Origin of the sequence: Actinomadura sp. NBRC 104412 (assembly GCF_030269515.1) — a bacterium.
Lineage (GTDB): Bacteria > Actinomycetota > Actinomycetes > Streptosporangiales > Streptosporangiaceae > Spirillospora.
Window position 1 is genome coordinate 48,662 of the sequence record NZ_BSTM01000002.1, and the last position, 15,363, is coordinate 64,024.

Here is a 15,363-nt window from a genome sequence, read left to right on the forward strand (position 1 = left end):
CGACCAGACCAGGGGAGACCTCCATGCCCGGAATGACCCGCCGGCGCGCCCTCGCGGCGTCCGGCCTGACCGCCGTCGCGGCGACCGTGCCGGCCGTCCCCGTGACGGCCGGCACCGCCCGCCCGCCCGCGCGAGGCAGGATCGACGTCCATCACCATGCCGTCCCGCGCGAGATGCGCGAGTGGGCGGAGCGGCAGGGACTGATCCCGCCCGGCGGCGGGCCGTCCTGGGCCGACTGGAGCCTGAACGCCACGCTCGACACCATGAAGGCCAACGGCATCGCCGCCGGCGTCGCGTCCGCACCGATCCCGGCCGAGGTGTTCCAGGATCGGGCCGTCGCCGCCTCCGGCGTCCGGATCTGCAACGAGTCGATGGCCGGGCTGGTACGGTCCCACCCCACCCGGTTCGGCTTCTTCGCCAACGTCGCGATGCTCCACCCCGACCTCGCGCTGAAGCAGATCGCGTACGCGTTCGACGAACTGGGCGCCGACGGGGTGCTCCTCAACACCTCGGCCGACGGCCGCTACCTCGGCGACCCGATGTTCGACCCGCTGTTCGCCGAGCTCGACCGGCGCGGAGCGGTCGTGTTCACCCATCCGTTCGCGCCCAAGGGCATCGTCACGGTCCCCGGGGTCGAGGACTACATCGGCGACTTCCTGCTGGACACCACGCGGACCGCGCTCAGCCTCATCGCCGCCGGAACGCTGGAACGGTACCGCCGGGTGTCCGTCATCCTGTCCCACGCCGGCGGGTTCCTGCCGTACATCGTCGGCCGCGCCGAGGGCTGGGGGAGGGAGGACGGCGGCCCCGACCCCGCGAAGATCCGGTACGCGCTGCGGCGCTTCTTCTACGACACCGCCCTGCCGATGTCGCCGTACGCGACGCCGTCCCTGCTGAACGCGGTCGGCGCCGGCCGGGTGCTGTTCGGGACCGACTGGCCCGCCAACACCGCCGGGGAGGTCCGCGTCAACACGCGCGACTTCGACCGCGACCCGGGACTGGGCGACCGCGAGCACCGGGCCATCGGCCGCGACAACGCGCTGCGCCTCCTGCCGCGCCTGGCGGCACGGGTCGGCCGGTGAACGGTGCTCAGCGTCCGGCGGCCAGATCCTGGGAGCCGACGACCTTGAGGAGGCGCAGCGCCTCGTGGGCCGGGCTGCCGGGGGCCGGTGTAGAAGACGACCCACTGGTCGCGTTGCGGGTCGTGGAGGGCGTCGCAGTCCAGATCGAGCCATCCCACGAGCGGGTGGTGGATGCGCTTGCGGGTGGTGCGGCTCGTCTGAACGTCCTGCTCGTCCCACAAAGTGCGGAACTCGGCGCTCTCCGTGAGCAGCCGCTCGATGAGGGCGCGCACGCCCGCGTCCCGTGGGTAGCGAGCCGACGCGGTACGCAGGTCGGCCACCGCCTCGCGGGCGAAGGAGTGCGCGCCTTCCGGGTCGAACCGTGCGCGGGATTCCGGGTCGGTGAAGAACCGCACGGCGACGTTCCGCTCGTCCCCCGGCTCGAGGAACCCGCCCAGCAGGAGGCCCGCCATCGCGTTCCACGCCAGCACGTTCAGGACGGCGTCGCAGACCAGCGCGGGCGTGTCGTCGAGGCGGTCGAGCATCCGCAGGACGCTCGACCGCACCTCCCGCACCGGTCCGGGCGGCGGCTCCGGCGCCGCACCGGCCAGGCGGTACAGGTGGTCGCGCTCGTCGTCCGACAGCCGCAGCGCCCGGCCGACCGCGCCGAGGATCTGGCGGGACGGCCTGGGACCGCGCGCCTGCTCCAGCCGGATGTAGTACTCCACCGACATCCCGGCAAGCTGCGCGACCTCCTGCCGCCGCAACCCGGGCGTGCGCCGCCTCGGCCCCGCCTCAAGCCCCACATCGGCGGGACGCACCCCGGCCCTGCGCTTCCTCAGGAAGGCGGCCAGTTCCCGCCGGTTCACCTCGTCCACCCCTCCAGACTGCCGCGCCGGCCCGCCCCGACGGGCGTATTCCTCAACGAGAACGGCGGCACCTACCCCTGGTGACCCGGCGGCTTCCGGTCGGGGTGTCAGCCGCCGAGCTCGTCCAGCAGACCGGCGAGCAGGGACTCGGCGGTCTCCGGTGGGCCGGCGTTGACCGAGAGCCAGTCCAGGTGCGCCTTGTAGGCGGCCAGGTCGGCGGGCTTGTCCAGGTACAGCGCGCTGGTCAGCTGCTCCATGTAGACCACGTCGGGCAGGCTGGGCTCGGCGAACCGCAGCAGCGAGAACGAGCCGGCGAGCGCCGCCATCGCGCTGTGCCGCGGTGGCATCACCTGGATGGTGATGGCCGGTGACCGGGCCGCGGCGAGCAGCGCCGCGATCTGCTCCCGCATGACCGCCGTTCCGCCGACCCGGCGGCGCAGCGCCGCCTCGTCCACCACCGCCCACAGCTGGGGCGGCTCGGGACGGCTCAGGATCCGCTGCCGCCGCATCAGGACGCTGACCCGGCGCTCGATCTCCTGCGCGGGGGCCATGGGGCGGCTGACCTCCAGCGCGGCTCTGGCGTAGTCCTCGGTCTGCAGCAGTTCGGGCACGCACCGGGTCTCGTGGACGCGCAGCGTGGACGCCGCCTCCTCCAGCCCGATGTAGACCTCGAACCAGGGCGGCAGGATGTCGCTGAAGCGGTGCCACCAGCCCGGGCGGTTGGCCTGCTCGGCCAGTTCCAGCAGGGGCTCGCGCTCGTCGGCCGCCGTCACCCCGTACAGGGTGAGCAGGTCGGCGACGTCGCGCTCCTTGAAGCCGACCCGGCCGAGCTCCAGTCTGCTGATCTTGGACGCGGAGGCGCGTATCGCGTTCCCGGCGTCCTTGGGCGAGATGCCCTTGGCCTCGCGCAGCCGGCGCAGCTGACCGCCGAGCAGGATGCGCAGGACGGTGGGCCCGCCGCTGGGGAGATCGCGCGCGCGGCCTCCCGGTTCCGGATGGTCGTCCGGCTGAAGTGCCTTCACTCCGTCCCCCCGCGCCCTCGTCCGGGCGCTCGTCATACGCGGCTTCCGGCACCCACCGTAACGCCACGGCCCCCGGAAGGTGTGCGGTTTGTCCGGTGAAACGGGGGAAGGCCGGGCCGCACGGGGGCCACGGCCCGGCCTCTATGGACCCATCATGGGTCCTCGCGGGGCCGCTGAACAGGAGGAACGCTCACGTTTCCCCGTCCGGAACCGGCCCCCGGGAGCCGATCCGCACGGGGCGTGAGCGCAAGGTCACCGTCCGCCGGTCCGGGACGTTTCTTGACGGCGATATGTGACCTCCGGGAGGGAGGGGGCGGGACGGCCCGGGTAGGAGCGGCGCGTCGGGGCTGACGAGGGGGGATCGCGGCATGACCGATATTGCGCATCTGGGGCCCGAGGAGGGGGACCGGCGCGCCGAACTGACCAACCGCCAGGGCCACCGGGTGTACGACAACCAGAACCAGCGCACCGTCGGGGCGCGCGGCCCGGCGACGCTGGAGAACTACCAGTTCCTCGAGAAGATCAGCCACTTCGACCGGGAGCGGATCCCCGAACGGGTCGTGCACGCCCGCGGCACCACCAGCTACGGGTACTTCGAGGCGTACGGGTCCTGGGGCGCCGAGCCCATCGCCGGTTTCACCAGGGCCGGGCTGTTCCAGCGGCGGGGCGCGCGGACACCGGTCGCGGTGCGGTTCTCCACGGTGATCGGCGGCCGCGACTCCTCCGAGTGCGCCCGCGACCCGCGCGGCTTCGCGGTCAAGTTCTACACCGAGGACGGCAACTGGGACCTGGTCGGCAACAACCTCGGGGTGTTCTTCATCCGGGACGCGATCAAGTTCCCGGATCTGATCCACGCGCTCAAGCCCGACCCGGTGACCTTCCGGCAGGAGCCCAACCGGATCTTCGACTTCCTGTCGCAGACGCCCGAGTCCATGCACATGCTGGTCAACCTGTTCAGCCCGCGCGGCATCCCCGCCGACTACCGGCACCAGCAGGGCTTCGGGGTCAACACCTACAAGTGGGTGAACGAGCAGGGCGACACCGTCCTGGTCAAGTACCACTGGCAGCCCAAGGCGGGGGTGCGCAGCATGACCGAGGCCGACGCCGCCGCCGTCCAGGCGGGCGACCTCGGGCACGCCACCAAGGACCTGCGCGACGCCATCGACCGGGGCGACTACCCGGAGTGGGAGCTGCTCGTCCAGATGATGAGCGACGACGAGCACCCGGAGCTGGACTTCGACCCGCTGGACGACACCAAGGTGTGGCCCGAGGAGCAGTTCCCGCCCCGTCCCGTGGGCCGGATGGTCCTGAACCGCAACGTCGGGAACCACTTCGCCGAGAACGAGCAGATCTCCTTCGGAACCGGCGTGCTGGTCGACGGCCTGGACTTCTCCGACGACAGGATGCTGGTCGGACGGACCTTCTCCTACAGCGACACCCAGCGCCACCGGGTGGGCCCCAACTACCTGCAGCTTCCGGTCAACCAGGCCAAGGAGGCCAGGGTCCGCACCAACCAGCGCGACGGGCAGATGACCTACTACGTCGACGAAGCGGGGGAGAACCCGCACGTCAACTACGAGCCGTCCATCACCGGCGGGCTGCGCGAGGCACAGTACCCCGTCCATGACGAGCAGGGCCCGACGATCCAGGGGCGGCTCACCCGCAAGCGCATCCCGCGCGCCAACGACTACGCGCAGGCGGGCCAGCGGTACTGCCTCATGCAGGACTGGGAACGGGACGACCTGGTGCACAACCTCGTCACGAACCTGTCGCAGTGCGACCGGCCCATCCAGGAACGGATGGTCTGGCATCTCCTGATGGTCGAGAACGACCTGGGTCTGCGCGTCGGCGAGGGCCTGGGCATCGGCCCCGCGGACGTGGCGCACCTCAAACCGCTGAAGGGCCAGAGCCTCACCCCCGAGGACCGCAAACGCCTGGCGAACCTGGGGAAGAACGGTCCCCGCGACGTGACGGGCCTGCGGATGACCCATTGCGTCCCCAACGAGCGGGCCGTCCACCACTTCACCGGACGGCCCTAGCGGGGACCTGGCAACGGAAGGGAGGCGCCGGTGTGAAGTACGGCCAATTCATCGCGACGGTCCGCGACATGGGCGAGTACCAGGACCGCGAGGAGACCGAGCGGGTCACCAAGGCGGTGCTGCGGGTGCTGGGCAGCCGGATGACACCGCAGTCCGCCGACCACCTGGCCGCGCAGCTGCCCCCGCCGCTGGACCAGGCGGTACGGGACGGCGCCGACGGCAGGCCCGACCCCTTCGGCATCGAGGAGTTCTACCGCAGGGTCGGCGAGGCCACCAACGGGCACCGCGAGACCGCCGAGTGGGACGCGGGCGCCGTGCTGACCACGGTCGCGCGCACGGTGTCCGGCGGCGAGCTCAACCAGGTGCTCAGCCAGCTCCCGTCCGGGTACGCGCCGCTGTTCGGCAAGAACGAGCTGAGTGATTGAGGTGGGACACGATGACCGGTGACGCGCGCTCCGTCCGCGCGGGGGACCCCGATCCCGCCGACCGTGGCCCGGGGGCGAGCTCCGGGCACGAGAGCCGGCCGCAGGAGCGGATCGTCCGCGGCACCGGCACCGCCGCCGAGGGCTACGAGACCAGGGGCGCGGCCGGCGGCACCAAGGACGGCGACCCTCTCGCCGGTGTGCGGATCGACACCGAGAGCGAGGCCGATGCCGAGACCACGGCCGGCGACGAGGGCTCCGGAGAGCCGGAGGAGGACCCGTCCGGCCGCGCCTGACCGCACCGGTCTGAGACCGGGCGGCCTCAGACCGGTCCGGAGCGATCCGGTCTGGAACGATCCAGCACTAGGCCGTGGAGCCGCTGCCCGCCTCGGCGGTCTCGGCGCGTCCGGCGTCCCGGCCGCCGTGCGGCGCGGGCGCGTCCACCGCGTCCTGGTTCCGCTCGGCGCGGACCAGATCACGGTGCCCCGTCGCCAGGATCGCCACGCCCACCAGGATGGCGCCCGCGCCCACCGCGAACGGGACGTGCACATTGAAGTGCTCGGCCAGCCGCCCGGCGGCGTAGGGGGCCAGGCCGCCCCCGATGAACCGGACGAACCCGTAGGCGGCCGAGGCCACCGGGCGCTCGACCGGCGCGACCGTCATCACCGCCTGCGTGGTCACCGTGTTGTTCACGCCGATGAACGCCCCCGCCACGATCACGGCGGTGACCAGGACCGGCACCGAGTCGGTGAAGACGGCGATGACCACCACGTCCAACGTGAACAGCGCGAGCGTGCCGTACAGGGTGCGGGCGAGGCCGAACCTGCGCCGCAGCCAGGGCGCCGCGAACACCGAGAAGACCGCGACGAGCAGCCCCCAGCCGGTGAAGACCAGGCCGAGGTGCAGGGCGTCCAGCTCCATGGGGAACGGCGCGTACCCGAGGACGGTGAAGAAGCCCCAGTTGTAGCAGAGCGCGGTCAGGCTCATGATCAGCAGGCCGCGATGCCGCAGCGCCTTGATCGGGTCGGCGAGCGAGGTCCTGTGCTCCGGCCGCGGCTGCCGCGCGACGAGGGCGATCGTGGCGACCAGCGCGACGGCCATCAGGGACGCGACGCCGAAGAAGGGCCCGCGCCAGCTGATGTCGCCCAGCACGCCGCCCAGCAGCGGGCCCACGGCGATGCCCAGGCCGAGCGCCGCCTCGTACAGGATGATCGCCCCGGCGAAGCCGCCGCTGGCCGAGGCGACGATGACGGCCAGCGAGGTGGCGATGAACAGGGCGTTGCCCAGGCCCCAGCCCGCCCGGAACCCGATGATCTGGCCCACGGTGCCGGACGCGCCGGCCAGCGCGCTGAAGACCACGATCAGCACCAGACCGGCCAACAGCGTGCGCTTGGCGCCGAGCCTGCTGGACACCCAGCCGGTGCCGAGCATCGCCACCGCCATCACGACCAGGTAGCTGGTGAACAGCAGGGTCACCTGGCTCGGCGAGGCGTTCAGGTCCGCGGAGACGGCGGGCAGGATCGGGTCCACCAGCCCGATCCCCATGAAGGAGATCACGCAGGCGGACGCGACCGCCCACACCGCCTTGGGCTGGCGGAACGGGCTCCGGCCCGGCGCCGCGGCGGCGGCCGGACCGGTCGGGGGACGGTTCATGTGTCGCTCCGGTGAGTGTGGTCGCCGCCGGCGGCCGGCGCGGGGCCGCAGGCGCGCTCGGTGAGCCGATCCAGGGCCGGCAGGGCGGCGGCGATCGCCGCGCGGTCGGCGGCGGGGAGCTCGGCCAGCAGGGCGGCCAGGCGCGTGGCCTGGATCCTCCTGAGGCGTGTCAGCTCGGCCCGCCCGGTCTCGGTGATCCGCACGGCGACGACCCTGCGGTCGCCGGGCTCGGCGATCCGCTCGGCCAGGCCGTCCCGTTCCAGCCGGGACACGAGCTGGGTCATGGCCGGCTGGGTCACGCCCTCCTCGGCGGCCAGCACGGTGATCCGGCGCGGGCCGGACCGTTCCAGATTGGCCAGCGTGGACATCGAGGTCATCGACCGTTCCCTGGGGATGGCCAGGGCCCTCATGAGCGTCGACACCCGCCCGAGGCCGGCGGCGAGCTCCAGCTCGCCGGGGGGCGGTGGCTCGGATTCCATAAGGCATTTATATCAAGTCTGGATATAAGTCCCTTATGTAATGTGCGTCACGCGGAAATCTGGTTACCTAGCGCTTGCTTCACTTTCGTACGCTCACCCCGGAGGTGCCCGATGCAGGTACGCGAGCTGCGCCATCGTGTCGAGATAGGCGACCTGCTCACCCGTTACGCGCGAGCCGTCGACGGCGGCGACTGGGACGCGCTGGACGACGTCTTCACCCGCGACGCCGTGCTGGACCTCACCGCGCCCGGCGGTATCAAGGGCGGGCTCGCCGAGGTCAAGTCCTGGCTGGCCGAGGCGCTGGCGCGATGGCCGGGGCGCCAGCACCTGCTCGGCGTCCCCCTGGTCGAGTTCCCCGTCGACCCCGGGGACACGGCGATCGCCTCGGTCTCCTTCACCGACACGCTGTCCCCGTCCCGGGACGTCGTCCAGGCGGACACGCCCGGCATCAGCCGCGGCGGCGGCATCTACCACCACGACCTCGTCCTGCTGCCCGAGGGGTGGCGCAGCCGCGCCATGAGGATCGAGCAGCAGTGGCGCACCATGTCCTGATCGACGTCCTGATCGACCGGGGTCCCGTTCCCTCCGGACGGCCGTCCGGCGTTGCGTTCGCGCACCCGCGGGTGTACGAACGTATTGGAAGCTGAACGTTTGTATTGGAGCGAACGGGCGATGGCGGGGACCGGGCGTCACGCGGCGGAGGATCTGACCGCGCGCGCCCGGATCCGGGACGCCGCGCTGGAGCTGTTCGCCACGCGCGGCGTACGCGGCACGACGATCCGCGGGGTCGCCGAGGCGGCGGGGGTGTCGCCCGGCCTCGTCCAGCACCACTTCGGCACCAAGCAGGGCCTGCGCGAGGCGTGCGACGACTACGTCATGCAGAGCATCCGCACGCTCAAGTCGCAGGCCCTCGAAGAAGGGTCGAGCGACCCCGGGTTCCTGCCCGCCATCGTCCGGGGCAGCGAGCCGCTCCGCCGCTATCTCGCCCGCGCCCTGGTGGAGGGGTCGCCCGGCGCGGCCCGGCTGTTCGACGACGCGGTGGCGATGACCAGGGAGATGATGGAGTCGCCGCCTCCCGGGATCCTCAAGCCCGCCACCACGGACCTGCACGCGTACACGGTCGCGATGGCCTCGCTGAGCTTCGGCGTCATCGCCCTGCACGAGCACCTGTCCCGGGCGCTGGGCGCCGACATCCTCTCCCCGGAGGGCTACCCGCGGCTGGCCAGGGCCCTGGTCGAGGTGTTCGTCGACAACATCCTCAGCCCCGAACTGGTCGAGCGCGCGATGGAGGCGTTCGACGACCTCGAAGGGCGTCCCGCCCGGGACGGTGGCGACCATGCCTAGCGCGGCCGGGCGCGGAGGGCGCACCCGCATCGTGGGCCGCATCTCGACCTCCTCCGCGGCGGCGCGCAAGGGGGACTCCGACCCGCCCGCGGTGACCCGGATCATCCGCCTCGCCGCTAGCCCCACCGCTAGCCTCAGAACGCCTCCCGGCACGCGGCAGCGCCGCCGGGCTTCCGAGCACTGATCGGGGGCCGGCGGTGGCGGTCGCGTGCCGCCCGACCACCACAACCCCCCCGATCCAAGGTGTCGCCACCATGGCCTCAACGACCGCTGACATCCCCATCTCCGCCACCGGGCTGGTCAAGACCTTCGGCCGGACCCGCGCGCTCGACGGCCTCGACCTGACCGTCCGCACCGGCGAGGTGCACGGCTTCCTCGGCCCGAACGGCGCGGGCAAGTCCACCACGATCCGCGTCCTGCTGGGCCTGCTGCGCGCCGACGCGGGCACCGCCACGCTGCTCGGCGGCGACCCCTGGCGGGACGCCACCGAGCTGCACCGGCGGCTCGCCTACGTTCCCGGCGACGTCACGCTGTGGCCGAACCTCTCCGGCGGAGAGGTCATCGACCTGCTCGGCCGCATGCGCGGCGGGCTGAACCCGCGCCGCCGCGCCGACCTGCTCGAACGCTTCGAGCTCGACCCGAAGAAGAAGGGCCGCGCCTACTCCAAGGGCAACCGGCAGAAGGTCGGCCTCGTCGCCGCGCTGGCGTCCGACGCCGAGCTGCTGATCCTGGACGAGCCCACCTCCGGGCTCGACCCGCTCATGGAGGAGGTCTTCCAGGAGTGCATCAGGGAGGAACGGCAGAGCGGGCGCACCGTCCTGCTGTCCAGCCACATCCTCTCCGAGGTCGAGGCGCTGTGCGACCGGGTGACCATCATCCGCAACGGGGTGGCGGTCGAGTCCGGGACGCTGGACGAGCTGCGCCACCTGACCCGCACGTCCATCGACGCCGAGCTGGCCGCCCCGCCCAACGGGCTGTCGTCCCTGCCCGGCGTGCACGACCTGGTGGTGGACGGCAACCGGGTGCGCTGCGAGGTCGACACCAGCAAGCTGGACGCGGTGCTGCGGCGGCTCAGCGAGACGGGCGTGCGCAGCCTGACCAGCCGGCCGCCGACGCTGGAGGAGCTGTTCCTGCGCCACTACAAGGACGAGCTCCCCGCGAAGGACGGGGAAGAGCGGCGGGACGTGGCCACGGGCTAGGACGGCGCGAGGAGGGAGACGTACTCGTACTCGCCCTTGTCGTAGCGGCCGTCACCGTCCTTGTCGGTGAACACGGTCATGGTGAAGCCCGCGTCCGGACCCGAGCCGGGGCTGAGCGTCGCGTTCAGCTCCACCCGTTCACGGCCCCCCGACGCGGGCAAAATCCGGTACCCGACCGAGACGCTGCCCTGGGGACGCGCCAGGCTGAGGCCGCCGCTGCCGGGACCCGAGCCCGGATCGATGCCGGGCCCGCCGTCGCCGCACCGGCGGGCCTTGGCGCCGTTCTTGAACGTGAAGATGGAGGCGTCCAGGCCGAAGCAGATCCGGGTGATGCCGGGCGTGCCCGCGACGCGCACCTCGAACGGGCCCTGCCGCAGCTCGGACTCGATCCGCGACCGCTTCGCGTCGGCGTAGCGGAAGGACCCGCGCTTGCCGTCCTGCCAGATCTCCAGGCCGAGCGCGGGCGAGGACCTCATCGCCCGGCCCGTCGCGTCCGGGGACGTCGGCGGTGCGGTGGACGGCGTGGAGGACGGTATGGAGGATGGTATGGAGGACGGTACGGTGCCCCGTCCGGCGGCGGCCGACGCGGACGCGCGGGGGCGCTCGGCCTCCGGGGACCCGCCCGACGGCCACCAGACCACGGCCACCGCCGCCACGGTCAGCACCGCCGCCGCCGCTGACGCGCCCACGACCAGGCGCGTCCTGGACGGCCCGGCGGCCCCGGCCCGGACCACACCGTCCCATGCGGCGTCCCCGGCGGCCAGCGACCCCGCCCGCAGGAGGTCGGGCGCGGGCGTCCGGTCGTCCTCGCCGAGCAGTGACCGCAGGAGCTGCCGGGCCGTCGGGCGCGCCGTGTGGTCCTTGTCCAGGCACGATGCGACCAGCTCGCGCAGCGGGCCGGTGAGCGCGCCGAGGTCGGGCTCGTCGTGCAGGGTGCGCTTGACCACGGCGGGCAGCGGGCCCTTGCCGAACGGCGGGCTGCCGTTGGCCGCGTACGCGATCGTGCAGCCCCACGCGAACAGGTCCATCCAGGGCCCGGCGGGGGCGCCGCCGAGCTGCTCGGGGGCCATGTACCCGGGCGTGCCCAGGGCGCCGGTGGCCGTGGCCACCGTGGCGTCCGGCGGGCGCGCGATGCCGAAGTCGATCACGCGCGGGCCGTCCGGCGCCAGCAGCACGTTCCCGGGTTTGAGGTCGCGGTGCACGACCCCGGCCTCGTGGATCGCCGCCAGCGCCGTCGCCGTCCCGATCGCCAGCCGTTCCAGCTCCGGGCCGTCCAGCGGGCCGCCGCGGCGCACCGCGTCCCGCAGCGACGGCCCGTCGATGTACTCGCTCACCACGTACGGCGGGTCGGCCGCCGGATCGGCCGCGAGGATCCGCGCGGTGCAGAACGGCGCCACCCGCCGCACCGCCCGCAGCTCGCGCCGGAACAGCCGCAGGCCCTTGGGGTCCTCGTCCGCCGGGCGGTGCAGGATCTTCACCGCCACCGGCTCGCCGGACGGCCCGGTGCCCCGGTACACCACGCCTTGGCCGCCCTCGCCGATCCGGCCCTCGATCCGGAAGCCGCCCACCTCGCGCGGGTCGTCCGCCCGCAACGGCCGCGAAGTGATCACGAGGGCAATCTACGGCATTCCGGGCACTCCAGGTGACCGGTCGATGACCTTCCGGCCCCGGGGCTCGGACGCCGGCCTGTCCGTTTTGTCGGTAGCACGGGCGATGATGGGTGCATGACCGAGACGCCAGCCCGTACCCGGATCGCCGATCAGGCGGCCTACGCCGAGGCCGTGCGGACCGCCGTGGAGGCGGCGGCCGCCTACTACGGCGAGGGCGACTCCCCGCTGGACGACGACGCCTACGACCGCCTGGTCAGGGGCATCGCCGCCTACGAGGCCGCGAACCCCGGGCACGTCCTGCCCGACTCCCCGACCGGCAAGGTGGCCGGGGGAGCGGTGATCGGGGACGTGCCGCACGCGGTGCCGATGCTGAGCCTGGACAACGTCTTCTCCGCCGAGGGCCTGGAGAACTGGGCGGCCGGCCTGGAGCGCCGGATCGGCCGGCCGGTCGCGGTGTGGTGCGTGGAGCCCAAGCTGGACGGGCTGGCGATCTCCGCCCGCTACCGCGACGGCCGCCTTGTCCGGCTGGTCACCCGGGGCGACGGCGCCGCCGGCGAGGACGTCTCGCACGGGATCGGCCTGATCGGCGGGCTGCCGGCGCGGCTCGCCGAGCCGGTCACGGTGGAGCTGCGCGGCGAGGTGCTGATGACCCGCGCCCAGTTCGAGAACGCCAACGCCGCCCGCACCGGCGCCGGGCACCCGGCGTTCGCCAACCCGCGCAGCGCCGCCGCGGGATCCCTGCGCACCCTCTACCGCGACTACGAGGTGGAGATGACCTTCTTCGGGTACGGGGCGCTGCCGCTGGAGGGCACCGACCCCGGACTGGCCGCGCGGCTGCGGGAGCTGCCGCACAGCCAGATCATGGGCCTGATCGCGGAGTGGGGCGCGCACACCACCGCGGACACCCCCGTGCCCGGGGTGACGTGCACCGAGCTGGCGGAGGTCCACAAGCAGGTCGAGCGGATCGCCGGGCAGCGTGCCACGCTGGAGTTCGGCATCGACGGCATCGTCATCAAGGCGGATCTGGCCGCCGACCAGGCGGACGCGGGCACCTCCTCGCGGGCGCCGCGCTGGGCCATCGCCTACAAGCTGCCCGCCGTGGAGAAGATCACCCGGCTGGTCGGGGTGGAGTGGAACGTGGGCCGCACCGGGATCATCGCGCCGCGCGCGGTGCTGGAGCCCGTGGTGGTGGACGGCTCCACGATCACCTACGCCACCCTGCACAACGCCGGTGACATCGCCCGCCGCGATCTGAAGATCGGTGATCATGTCACCGTCTACAAGGCGGGCGACGTGATCCCCAGGGTCGAGGCCCCGGTGGCGCACCTGCGCACCGGCGAGGAGACCGAGATCCCCATCCCGGACGCCTGCCCCCGCTGCGGCGGCGGGATCGACGACTCGCAGAAGCGCTGGCGGTGCGCCAAGGGCCGCGCCTGCCACGCCATCGCCTCCGTCCGGTACGCGGTGGGACGCGACCAGCTCGACATCGAGGGCCTGGGCGAGAACCGGATCGACCAGCTCGTGGCCGCGGGCATGATCACGGACTTCGCCGACCTGTTCACGCTGGACCGCGACCGGCTGCTGGAACTGGAGCGGATGGGCGAGGTCAGCGCCGACAACCTGCTCTACGCCATCGCCGTCGCCAGGACCAGGCCGCTCAGCAGGGTGTTCTGCGCGCTGGGCGTGCGGGGCACGGGACGCTCGATGTCGCGGCGCATCGCCCGGCACTTCGCCACCATGGACGCCATCCGCGCCGCCGACGCCGAGGCGTTCCAGCGGGTGGAGGGGATCGGCCCGGAGAAGGCCCCGGTGCTGGTGGCCGAGATCGCCGAGCTGGGGCCGCTGATCGACAAGCTGGTCGCGGCCGGGGTGAACATGACCGAGCCCGGCGTCACCGGGCCCGCCACCGGGCCCGCGGCGGCGGCCCCGTCCGAAGACGGCGGCCGGGCGGACGGCGGCCGGGCGGAGGCCGGCCCACTGGCCGGGATGTCGGTGGTGGTGACCGGCTCGATGTCGGGGCCGCTGGCCGAGCTGACCCGCAACCAGGTCAACGAGCTGGTCGAACGGGCCGGGGGACGCGCCTCCTCCTCGGTGTCGTCGAAGACGTCCCTGGTGGTGGCGGGGGAGAAGGCGGGGTCGAAGCGCACCAAGGCCGAGGGGCTGGGCATCGAGATCGTCACCCCCGAGGAGTTCGCGGAGCGGGTCGCCGACTACCTCTAGTCCCGTAGCTGCGTCGTCGTCGCCGTCCGGATCCGGGACGCCGGTCAGGGCGCGACGGCCGCCAGCACCTCGTCCATGCGGGCGGCGACCCGCGCGTCGAGGGCGCGCTCGCGCAGCCGGGTGTCGATCTTCTCGCGCAGCCGCCGGAGCTGGACCGACGCCTCGGCGGTCCGCCCCGCCGCCAGGTCGTTGCGCAGGTTGACGATCGCGTTGTTGAGGTCGACCGCCACGTCCGGGCGGATCGCGCCGGACGCCCGGCCGCTGTCGACGATCGGCTGCAGCCGTCCCAGCGTGTCGTACACCGCGGGCTCGGGCACCGGGGACCTCGCGCCGGGCGCGGGCGTGGCGGGGGACGAGGCCGGTGAGGGCGTGCGCGCGGGACTCCCGCCCTCGAAGGCGCCGCTCATCGTCCCGCGGTCGGCCAGCATCAGGATCACCGCCAGCGCCGCCGCCAGCACCGTCACCGATACCGCCACACGGAGGACGGGACCGGCCTCCCGCGGTTCCGCCGATGCCCGGACCGGCGTCCGTTCGTCCTCCGGCTCCGGCGACAGGGGCGGGGACGGCGGCCCGGGGGCCTCGTGGACGAGGGTGTCGCCGAGAGCACCCGGCTCGTCACCGGCCGCGGGCGCCGCCGCTGCCGCCGCACCGGTCAAGATCTCGGCGGCCCGGGACGCGGTCGGACGGTCGGCGGAGCCGGCCTCGAGGCACCGCGCGCAGAGGTCCCTGATCTCCTTCGGAGTCCCGGACAGATCGCCGGGCGACTCCGCGCCCAGGGCGGCGAGGAGGATCGCCCCGAAGGCGGCCATGTCCGCGGCCTTCGCCTCGTCGTCCCCCTCGGGACCGACGCCCAGATCCACGATCCGCACGCCGTCCAGGGTGAGGAAGACCTTGTCGGTGCGCAGCGCGCCGTGCGCCATCCCGGCCCCGTGCGCCGCCTCCAGGGCCGCGGCGACCTGGGCGCAGCAGTCCAACGCCTCGGCCACCGGCAGCGGACCGCGCTCCAGCCGCGCGGCCAGGCTCTCCCCGTTCAGCAGCGCGGTCACCACGAAGGCGACCGGGCCGCCGTCCTCCTCCCCGGCCGGGTCGCAGTCGTAGATCGTCACGAACGCGGGATGGGTGACCCGCACGGCCCGCACCAGCCGCTCGCGCGGCAGGCCCCGCGGCCCGGCGCCCGCATGGGCGTCCGGTCCGGTGCCGTCCGCCGGCTCGGGGCACGGCAGGCGCACGGCGACCGGGCGGTGCAGGGACTCGTCCCACGCGCGCCAGACCTCACCGGGCTCGCCGCCGTCCAGCCGGCGGTCCAGCCGGTAGCGGCCGATGAGCCTGTGTCCTGGTTCCACTGCACTCACCCCCGGCTGTGCCATACCCATGGCAATGCGTGGAACTCTGGAAGCACCACCACAAAACACCAAGTGGTACGCATCTGCCGGTAAAAGCGGTTC

General features: G+C 73.3%; 13 protein-coding genes and 1 pseudogene. 8 read left to right on the forward strand and 6 right to left on the reverse strand.

Annotated features, from left to right (window positions below; translation table 11 throughout):
* Window positions 1-23 precede the first annotated feature (23 nt).
* Window positions 24-1,082, forward strand: coding sequence for an amidohydrolase family protein (locus QSK21_RS02630; RefSeq protein ID WP_285693407.1), 1,059 nt, complete (start codon window positions 24-26; stop codon window positions 1,080-1,082).
* 146 nt (window positions 1,083-1,228) lie between these two features.
* Here QSK21_RS02630 and QSK21_RS02635 read toward each other — a convergent pair.
* Together QSK21_RS02635 and QSK21_RS02640 are read right to left on the reverse strand one after the other, a co-directional pair.
* A pseudogene (locus QSK21_RS02635) lies at window positions 1,229-1,939 on the reverse strand (helix-turn-helix transcriptional regulator); the annotation flags it as partial.
* Window positions 1,940-2,037: 98 nt separating this feature from the next.
* Complete coding sequence (locus tag QSK21_RS02640; protein ID WP_285693408.1) at window positions 2,038-2,952, reverse strand: Sco1979 family transcriptional regulator; 915 nt, start codon at window positions 2,950-2,952, stop codon at window positions 2,038-2,040.
* A 368-nt stretch (window positions 2,953-3,320) separates the two neighbouring features.
* Here QSK21_RS02640 and QSK21_RS02645 point away from each other — a divergent pair, with 368 nt between their 5' ends.
* The 3 genes from QSK21_RS02645 to QSK21_RS02655 are packed head-to-tail and all read left to right on the forward strand — an operon-like array spanning window position 3,321 to window position 5,709.
* On the forward strand, window positions 3,321-4,991 hold the full coding sequence (locus QSK21_RS02645; protein WP_285693409.1) for a catalase: 1,671 nt from the start codon (window positions 3,321-3,323) through the stop codon (window positions 4,989-4,991).
* A gap of 32 nt (window positions 4,992-5,023) precedes the next feature.
* The gene (locus QSK21_RS02650; protein WP_285693411.1) at window positions 5,024-5,416 is read left to right on the forward strand and encodes a DUF2267 domain-containing protein; all 393 of its coding nucleotides are present in this window, start codon (window positions 5,024-5,026) and stop codon (window positions 5,414-5,416) included.
* A gap of 11 nt (window positions 5,417-5,427) precedes the next feature.
* On the forward strand, window positions 5,428-5,709 hold the full coding sequence (locus QSK21_RS02655; protein ID WP_285693412.1) for a hypothetical protein: 282 nt from the start codon (window positions 5,428-5,430) through the stop codon (window positions 5,707-5,709).
* Window positions 5,710-5,776: 67 nt separating this feature from the next.
* On the opposite strand, the gene QSK21_RS02660 is transcribed toward QSK21_RS02655, so the two are convergent.
* Window positions 5,777-7,066 carry an MFS transporter gene (locus tag QSK21_RS02660; RefSeq protein WP_285693414.1) on the reverse strand — a complete coding sequence of 430 codons (1,290 nt, stop codon included), beginning with the start codon at window positions 7,064-7,066 and terminating at the stop codon, window positions 5,777-5,779.
* On the reverse strand, window positions 7,063-7,545 hold the full coding sequence (locus QSK21_RS02665) for a MarR family winged helix-turn-helix transcriptional regulator (RefSeq protein ID WP_285693418.1): 483 nt from the start codon (window positions 7,543-7,545) through the stop codon (window positions 7,063-7,065). Before QSK21_RS02665 ends, QSK21_RS02660 begins: the two co-directional genes overlap by 4 nt.
* Before the next feature lie 111 nt (window positions 7,546-7,656).
* On the opposite strand from QSK21_RS02665, the gene QSK21_RS02670 reads away from it, so the two are divergent.
* The 3 genes from QSK21_RS02670 to QSK21_RS02680 all read left to right on the forward strand — a co-directional run bounded on the left by QSK21_RS02670 (window position 7,657) and on the right by QSK21_RS02680 (window position 10,088).
* On the forward strand, window positions 7,657-8,097 hold the full coding sequence (locus QSK21_RS02670; protein ID WP_285693419.1) for a nuclear transport factor 2 family protein: 441 nt from the start codon (window positions 7,657-7,659) through the stop codon (window positions 8,095-8,097).
* 120 nt (window positions 8,098-8,217) lie between these two features.
* Entirely contained in the window at window positions 8,218-8,889 is a 672-nt protein-coding gene (locus QSK21_RS02675; RefSeq protein WP_285693421.1) for a TetR family transcriptional regulator, read from the forward strand.
* Between the two features lie 254 nt (window positions 8,890-9,143).
* Window positions 9,144-10,088, forward strand: coding sequence for an ABC transporter ATP-binding protein (locus QSK21_RS02680; RefSeq protein WP_285693423.1), 945 nt, complete (start codon window positions 9,144-9,146; stop codon window positions 10,086-10,088).
* Here the strand turns inward: QSK21_RS02680 and QSK21_RS02685 are convergent.
* Window positions 10,085-11,698, reverse strand: coding sequence for a serine/threonine-protein kinase (locus QSK21_RS02685; protein WP_285693425.1), 1,614 nt, complete (start codon window positions 11,696-11,698; stop codon window positions 10,085-10,087). The genes QSK21_RS02680 and QSK21_RS02685 overlap by 4 nt on opposite strands.
* Window positions 11,699-11,812: 114 nt before the next feature.
* Between QSK21_RS02685 and ligA the strand changes: the two genes are divergently transcribed.
* Complete coding sequence (gene ligA / locus QSK21_RS02690) at window positions 11,813-13,918, forward strand: NAD-dependent DNA ligase LigA (protein ID WP_285693427.1); 2,106 nt, start codon at window positions 11,813-11,815, stop codon at window positions 13,916-13,918.
* Window positions 13,919-13,962: 44 nt separating this feature from the next.
* Here ligA and QSK21_RS02695 read toward each other — a convergent pair whose 3' ends face one another.
* Window positions 13,963-15,261 carry a protein kinase family protein gene (locus QSK21_RS02695; protein ID WP_285693429.1) on the reverse strand — a complete coding sequence of 433 codons (1,299 nt, stop codon included), beginning with the start codon at window positions 15,259-15,261 and terminating at the stop codon, window positions 13,963-13,965.
* Between the last annotated feature and the right edge of the window lie 102 nt (window positions 15,262-15,363).

What these genes read in the sequence shown, in the direction of transcription:
- QSK21_RS02670 (WP_285693419.1), top strand. Translation starts at nt 7,657, where the DNA reads ATGCAGGTACGCGAGCTGCGCCATCGTGTCGAGATAGGCGACCTGCTC.
- QSK21_RS02645 (WP_285693409.1), top strand. Translation starts at nt 3,321, where the DNA reads ATGACCGATATTGCGCATCTGGGGCCCGAGGAGGGGGACCGGCGCGCC.
- QSK21_RS02665 (WP_285693418.1), bottom strand. Translation starts at nt 7,545, where the DNA reads ATGGAATCCGAGCCACCGCCCCCCGGCGAGCTGGAGCTCGCCGCCGGC.
- QSK21_RS02655 (WP_285693412.1), top strand. Translation starts at nt 5,428, where the DNA reads ATGACCGGTGACGCGCGCTCCGTCCGCGCGGGGGACCCCGATCCCGCC.
- ligA (WP_285693427.1), top strand. Translation starts at nt 11,813, where the DNA reads ATGACCGAGACGCCAGCCCGTACCCGGATCGCCGATCAGGCGGCCTAC.
- QSK21_RS02675 (WP_285693421.1), top strand. Translation starts at nt 8,218, where the DNA reads ATGGCGGGGACCGGGCGTCACGCGGCGGAGGATCTGACCGCGCGCGCC.
- QSK21_RS02660 (WP_285693414.1), bottom strand. Translation starts at nt 7,066, where the DNA reads ATGAACCGTCCCCCGACCGGTCCGGCCGCCGCCGCGGCGCCGGGCCGG.
- QSK21_RS02630 (WP_285693407.1), top strand. Translation starts at nt 24, where the DNA reads ATGCCCGGAATGACCCGCCGGCGCGCCCTCGCGGCGTCCGGCCTGACC.
- QSK21_RS02680 (WP_285693423.1), top strand. Translation starts at nt 9,144, where the DNA reads ATGGCCTCAACGACCGCTGACATCCCCATCTCCGCCACCGGGCTGGTC.